7 protein-coding genes are annotated in these 6236 nt (G+C 66.2%); 6 read left to right on the top strand and 1 reads right to left on the bottom strand.

Annotated elements, in window-relative coordinates:
• The 4 genes from ABDV69_RS19795 to pdxT all read left to right on the top strand — a co-directional run.
• The coding region (locus ABDV69_RS19795; protein ID WP_343577428.1) for a hypothetical protein at positions 1-656 on the top strand (656 nt) is incomplete at its 5' end.
• 148 nt (positions 657-804) lie between these two features.
• A complete protein-coding gene (pdxS, locus tag ABDV69_RS19790; RefSeq protein ID WP_343577426.1) occupies positions 805-1716 on the top strand; it encodes a pyridoxal 5'-phosphate synthase lyase subunit PdxS in 912 nt (303 codons plus the stop codon).
• Between the two features lie 9 nt (positions 1717-1725).
• Positions 1726-2559 carry an acyl-CoA thioesterase II gene (tesB, locus tag ABDV69_RS19785; RefSeq protein WP_343577424.1) on the top strand — a complete coding sequence of 278 codons (834 nt, stop codon included), beginning with the start codon at positions 1726-1728 and terminating at the stop codon, positions 2557-2559.
• Complete coding sequence (gene pdxT / locus ABDV69_RS19780; protein ID WP_343577422.1) at positions 2556-3152, top strand: pyridoxal 5'-phosphate synthase glutaminase subunit PdxT; 597 nt, start codon at positions 2556-2558, stop codon at positions 3150-3152. Before tesB ends, pdxT begins: the two co-directional genes overlap by 4 nt.
• 253 nt (positions 3153-3405) lie before the next feature.
• On the opposite strand, the gene ABDV69_RS19775 is transcribed toward pdxT, so the two are convergent.
• Positions 3406-4206, bottom strand: coding sequence for an oxygenase MpaB family protein (locus tag ABDV69_RS19775; protein WP_343577429.1), 801 nt, complete (start codon positions 4204-4206; stop codon positions 3406-3408).
• A gap of 229 nt (positions 4207-4435) precedes the next feature.
• Between ABDV69_RS19775 and ABDV69_RS19770 the strand changes: the two genes are divergently transcribed.
• Together ABDV69_RS19770 and ABDV69_RS19765 are read left to right on the top strand one after the other, a co-directional pair.
• Complete coding sequence (locus ABDV69_RS19770) at positions 4436-5191, top strand: YebC/PmpR family DNA-binding transcriptional regulator (RefSeq protein ID WP_343577421.1); 756 nt, start codon at positions 4436-4438, stop codon at positions 5189-5191.
• 124 nt (positions 5192-5315) lie between these two features.
• Entirely contained in the window at positions 5316-6218 is a 903-nt protein-coding gene (locus ABDV69_RS19765) for a hypothetical protein (protein ID WP_343577419.1), read from the top strand.
• Positions 6219-6236 lie beyond the last annotated feature (18 nt).

Below are 6236 nucleotides of genomic sequence, written 5' to 3'. Positions count from 1 at the left end.
CGTTATATGGGTTCGATGTAGAGAACACGGCCGCCATTCATGTCCTGGACCCGGGCGTGCGGATGCGTTCGGGGACCGGCCTGATGGTGCACCAACGGACCGGAGCCCCGCTGCAGCGAGTAGCGGGTCGCCTCGCCACCGCGCCGGCGTGGACCGCTGTCGAAATCGCACGACAGTTGCGACGGCCGAGGGCACTGGCGACCCTTGACGCCGCGCTGCATTCTCGGTGGTGCACGCCTGGTGATCTGCAGCGGGCGGTGCTCGAGCAGCGAGGTCGACGGGGCATCGTCGCTGTCCGAGAGCTGCTTGCATACGCCGACGCCAGGGCGGAGTCGGCAATGGAAAGCGAAGCACGGCTGGTGATGATCGATCACGGGCTGCCACGCCCCATCCTGCAGCACGAGATTCGCGGTCGTGACGGGGAGACGTGGCGCGTCGACTTCGGGTGGCCTGATGTGCGTGTCGCCGCAGAGTACGAAAGCATCGAGTGGCACGTGGGCCGCCGCGAGATGCTGCGGGACAAGACACGATGGGGAAAGATCCAGGAGCTCGACTGGATATTGATCCCGATTGTGGTGCACGACGTTCGACAGGAACCTGCCCGGCTGGCGGAGCGGATTGCACGCCATTTGAGCCGCCCGCGCGTCGCCAGTTGACGGTGGCGAGCAGACGCAGACTCGCACGTTAGCTGCCCTGGCAATACGAGTCTGCGTCTGCTCGCGTTTTGGGAAGTGCTCACGGCGACGACTACCGGGCATGCTGTGCCCTCTAGAATTGGTTGACACCAGTTAAAGGAGATCAAAAGTGGATAGCTCCGCTTCCTCGAACGGCACCGGGCGGACCGGAACCGCGCGGGTCAAGCGCGGCATGGCCGAGATGCTCAAGGGCGGCGTCATCATGGACGTCGTCACACCGGAGCAGGCCCGGATCGCCGAGGGCGCCGGAGCCGTCGCGGTGATGGCGCTGGAGCGGGTGCCGGCCGACATCCGCGCCCAGGGTGGGGTGTCGCGGATGAGCGACCCCGACATGATCGAGGGCATCATCTCCGCGGTGACCATTCCGGTGATGGCCAAAGCGCGTATCGGGCACTTCGTCGAAGCGCAGATCCTGCAGAGCCTGGGCGTGGATTACGTCGACGAGTCCGAGGTGCTGACCCCGGCCGACTACACCCACCACATCGACAAGTGGAAGTTCACCGTGCCGTTCGTCTGCGGCGCGACGAACCTGGGTGAGGCGCTGCGTCGGATCAACGAGGGTGCGGCGATGATTCGCTCCAAGGGCGAGGCCGGTACCGGCGACGTGTCGAATGCGACCACGCACATGCGTGCGATCGGCGGCGAGATCCGGCGGTTGGGCTCGCTGGCGCAAGACGAATTGTTCGTGGCGGCAAAGGAATTGCAGGCCCCCTACGACCTCGTTGTGGAAGTCGCCCGAGCCGGCAAGTTGCCGGTGACGTTGTTCACCGCGGGCGGTATCGCCACGCCTGCTGACGCCGCGATGATGATGCAGCTTGGCGCCGAGGGGGTGTTCGTCGGCTCGGGAATCTTCAAATCCGGCGATCCGGCGCAGCGCGCCGCGGCGATCGTCAAGGCCACCACCTTCTACGACGACCCCGACGTGCTGGCCAAGGTGTCCCGGGGCCTGGGGGAGGCGATGGTCGGTATCAACGTCGAGCAGGTCCCGGAGCCGCATCGCCTCGCCCAGCGCGGCTGGTAAAAACAGTCCGTGTCGATCGAAAAGATCCTCGATCTGGAGCAGCTCGAGGTCGACATCTACCGCGGCTGCGTGTTCAGTCCCGAACAGGGGAATTTTCAGCGCACCTTCGGCGGGCAGGTCGCAGGCCAGTCGCTGGTGTCCGCGGTCCGCACGGTCGATCCACATTTCCTGGTTCACTCACTGCACGGCTACTTCATTCGGCCGGGAGATTCCTCGGCGCCGACGGTTTTCGTCGTCGAGCGGTTGCGCGACGGTGGTTCGTTCTGCACTCGGCGGGTCAACGCCATCCAGCACGGCAAGACGATCTTCTCCATGTCGGCGTCATTCCAGACCGACCAGGAGGGCGTTCACCATCAGGACGTGATGCCCTCGGCGCCGCCGCCGGACGATCTGCCGGGGCTCAAGTCGATGAAGGTGTTCGATGACGAGGGGTTCAAGCAGTTCCAGGAATGGGACATCCGCATCGTCCCCCGCGATCAAGTCCACCGGCTGCCGGGCAAGGCCGCGCAGCAACAGGTCTGGTTCCGGCACCGCGATCCGCTGCCCGACGACCCGGTGCTGCACATCTGCGCGCTGGCCTACATGAGCGACCTGACGCTGCTGGGCTCGGCGCAGGTCACCCATCTCGACGAGCGCGAGCACCTGCAGGTGGCGTCGCTGGATCACGCGATGTGGTTCATGCGGGTGTTCCGGGCCGACGAGTGGCTGCTCTACGACCAGTCCTCGCCGTCAGCGTGCGGTGGTCGTGCGCTGTGCCAGGGCAAGATCTTCAACCAGTGCGGCGAGATGGTCGCCGCCGTGATGCAGGAGGGGCTGACTCGCTTCCCGAGTGAGCACCGGTGAGTGCCCCGCGCGTCGGCGTTCTCGCACTCCAGGGCGACGTCCGCGAACACCTCGCGGCGCTGCGCGACGCGGGAGCCGACCCGATCAGGGTGCGGCGCCGTAAGGAACTCGACGCGGTCGACGGCCTGGTGATTCCCGGCGGGGAGTCCACCACCATGAGTCATCTGCTACGCGAGCTGGAGTTGCTCGAGCCGCTGCGCGCCCGGCTGGCCGACGGGCTGCCGGCCTACGGCGCGTGTGCCGGAATGATCCTGCTGGCCAGCGAGATTCTGGACGCGGGTGCGCTTGGGCGCGAGGCGGTTCCGTTGAATGGCATCGATATCTCGGTGCGGCGCAACGCTTTCGGGCGTCAAGTCGATTCATTCGAAGGCGACATCGCGTTCGACGGCCTCGACCTGCCGGTGCACGCTGTCTTCATCCGCGCGCCATGGGTGGAGCGGGTCGGTGCGGGCGTGCAGGTGCTGGCCTCTGCCGCTGGGCATCCCGTCGCGGTGCGGCAGCGTGCAGTGTTGGCGACGGCGTTTCACCCCGAGGTGACCCACGACCGGCGTATTCACCAGTTGTTCGTCGACATCGTCAACGAGCGGGTGTGACGCAGCGCCGATGCACAAGGCCGTCGCGCGCGTGACATGGCGATGTCATTGTTGACGCATCGCGATCGAACATGGAGTCTAAATAGCCTCTGCGGATACAGATTCCATGCGGTTTCCCGGTCTGCGCTGGACCAACCTCATTGGGCACGGTTGACCGATCTCCTCGATGACGTCGGCACCTGGTCGGGGTCAGCGGGCGATGCAGGCCGGCCATGACGTCTGACGGGCGAAGGGCAGAAATCTCCAGCCTCGCTCACCCCGGCGCGGGCAGCGCCCACCGCAAACCGCCTACCAAGACCCGCCCGATGCTGCGCACGAGGGTGAGTTCCACCGGCGGGAAGTACGGCAGCAGCAGCGGGATCCGGGCCCACAACGGCAGCATCGAGACCGCGGTGGCGGCCAGCACGCCGTAGGGTGCCCGCGCCGCCAACGGCAGCGGCGGCGTCAACAACAGGAAACGGGCCGCGTCGCGAGCCGCCGCGCTGCTGCGCAATTCCGGCCGGAAGTCGTTGAGCCGTTGCGCCAGTTCGCGTTCGGAGCGCGGCGGGTCGATGACGCCAAGCTTGGCCGCGATTTCGGCCATGTCGGCGACGTAGCCGTCCCGGCCGGCCTGATCCAGCGGGGCGGCGCCGTAAAGCTGGTGGGCGCGCAGGAAGCTGTCGGCTTCGGCCACGTGCACCCACTCCAACAGGTGCGGATCGGTGGCCGTGTATGCCCTGCCGTCGGCGGCGACGCCGTGTACCCGCCGATGAATTCCCCGGACGCGGTCGACGGCGCGCTGGGCGTCGACCGCGGAGCCGAACGTCGTCTCGGCGAGAAAGGTGCTGGTGCGCTGTAACCGGCCCCATGGGTCTTCGCGATAGTTGGAGTGCTCGGCGACACCGGCCATGGCCAGCGGATGCAGGGACTGCAGCAGCAGGGCGCGCAAACCGCCGACGAACATCGACGCGTCGGCGTGCACCCGACGGACCGGGCGGTCGTCGCCGAACCAGCGGGGGCCCGGGGTGTGGTGGATGCGCTCGCGCTCGGCCGGACCCTTGGGACCGGCGACCATTTCGAACAGGCTGCTGCCCAACGCCTCACGTACGGCTCGGAGGGGGCTCTGCGTCGTCACACTTCCAAGGTAATGCAGAGTTTGCAGTCGGCTGTCGCGGTGTGACGGCGAGGTGATCGAGGAGATCGCCGACGACATTTTCTTGCCGCTGGTCAGGCTGGGCGCTGCGGAATCAGGCGCCACGTAGACTCGGCAGGCGAATCGTGAACGATAGAAGAGGTAGTAGCTGATGAGCGGCCATTCCAAGTGGGCCACCACCAAGCACCAGAAGGCCGTCAAGGATGCGCGCCGCGGCAAGGAGTTCGCGCGGCTGATCAAGAACATCGAGGTCGCCGCGCGCACCGGTGGTGGTGATCCCGCCGGCAACCCGACGCTGTACGACGCCATTCAGAAGGCCAAGAAGACGTCGGTGCCCAACGACAACATCGAACGGGCCCGCAAGCGCGGGGCGGGCGAGGAAGCCGGCGGCGCCGACTGGCAGACCATCACCTACGAGGGCTACGGGCCCAACGGGGTCGCGGTGCTCATCGAGTGCCTGACCGACAACCGCAACCGCGCGGCCAGCGAGGTCCGGATCGCGATGACCCGTAACGGCGGCAACATGGCCGACCCGGGGTCGGTGTCCTACCTGTTCTCCCGCAAGGGCGTGGTGACGCTGGAAAAGAACACTTTGAGCGAGGACGACGTCTTGGCCGCCGTCCTGGAAGCGGGCGCCGAAGATGTCAGCGATCTCGGCGAGACTTTCGAAATCGTTTGCGAACCAACCGATCTGGTTGCCGTCCGGAGCGCGCTACAGGAAGCCGGCATCGACTACGACTCCGCCGAGGCCAGCTTCCAGCCGTCGGTCAGTGTGCCGGTCGACGTCGAGGGCGCGCGCAAGGTGATCAAACTCGTTGACGCGCTGGAGGACAGCGACGACGTGCAGAACGTGTGGACCAACGTCGATTTGTCCGACGAGGTGCTGGCGGCGCTCGACGAGGAATAGCTGGTCTGGCGTCGAGATCGACGCCAGCGTGATGCCCTCTCGCACTTCTGCGCGCTGGTGTCGATTTCGATGAAGGTGTGGACGGGCGTCGGCGCAATATCGGCGACGACGCGACCATTGGTCGATGGGCGAGGTCTTTCGAGGTAGTGAGGCATTGCGCGATGCCGCGCTGACCGAGCATCAACTACGTCGCTGGTATCAGCCGATTTTTCGTGACGTCTATGTGCCGCGGTATCACCAGCCATCGCTGGACGATCGCACTCTTGGGGCTTGGCTCTGGTCGCGTAGGAGGGCCGTCATCGCCGGGGCAGCGGCCGCGGCACTGCACGGCGCAGCATGGGTCGACAGGGATTGCCCGATCGAGCTGATCGCCAAAAGCGCGCGGACACAGCGTGGGCTGGTGGTGCGCAACGAAATGCTCGAGGCTGACGAGATCACCCGGGTGCGCCGCCTGCCGGTGACGACGGTCGCCCGAACCGCATTCGACTTGGGCCGGCACCTGCCCCGCGGCGAGGCAGTGGCGCGACTTGACGCGCTCATGCGCGCCACACCCTTTTCGATCGACGAGGTGAATGCGCTCAGGTTGCGTCACAAAGGAGTGCGGGGTCTGCGACGGCTGGAAGCTGCGTTGCCGTTGGTCGACGGGGGAGCGATGTCTCCCAAGGAGACCTGGCTGAGGTTGCTGCTCCTCGACGCCGGCTTGCCGGCACCGACCACGCAGATACCGCTGCTTCGCGGATCTCGACTGGTGGCCGTCTTCGATCTGGGCTGGAACGAGTACAAGGTGGCGATGGAGTACGACGGTGACTATCACCGCAGCGACCGCCGCCGGTTCGTCAAAGACATCGACAAGCTCGGTATGGCCGACGACCAGGGCTGGATTGTGATCCGAGTGGTGTCCGAACATCGACCAGACACTGTCGTAGAACGGGCTTTTCGCGCCCTAACCCGTCGCGGTTGGCAGCCAGATCGACGCCAGCGTGCTGCGCTCTCGCGATTTGTCACGGTGCCGTCGAATTCGGCGTAAAGGGGGACGGCGATCTAG

Origin of the sequence: Mycobacterium sp. (assembly GCF_039583785.1) — a bacterium.
Classification (GTDB): domain Bacteria; phylum Actinomycetota; class Actinomycetes; order Mycobacteriales; family Mycobacteriaceae; genus Mycobacterium.
Note: the sequence above shows the minus strand (reverse complement) of the source record. Positions and strands in the feature narration are given on the sequence as shown.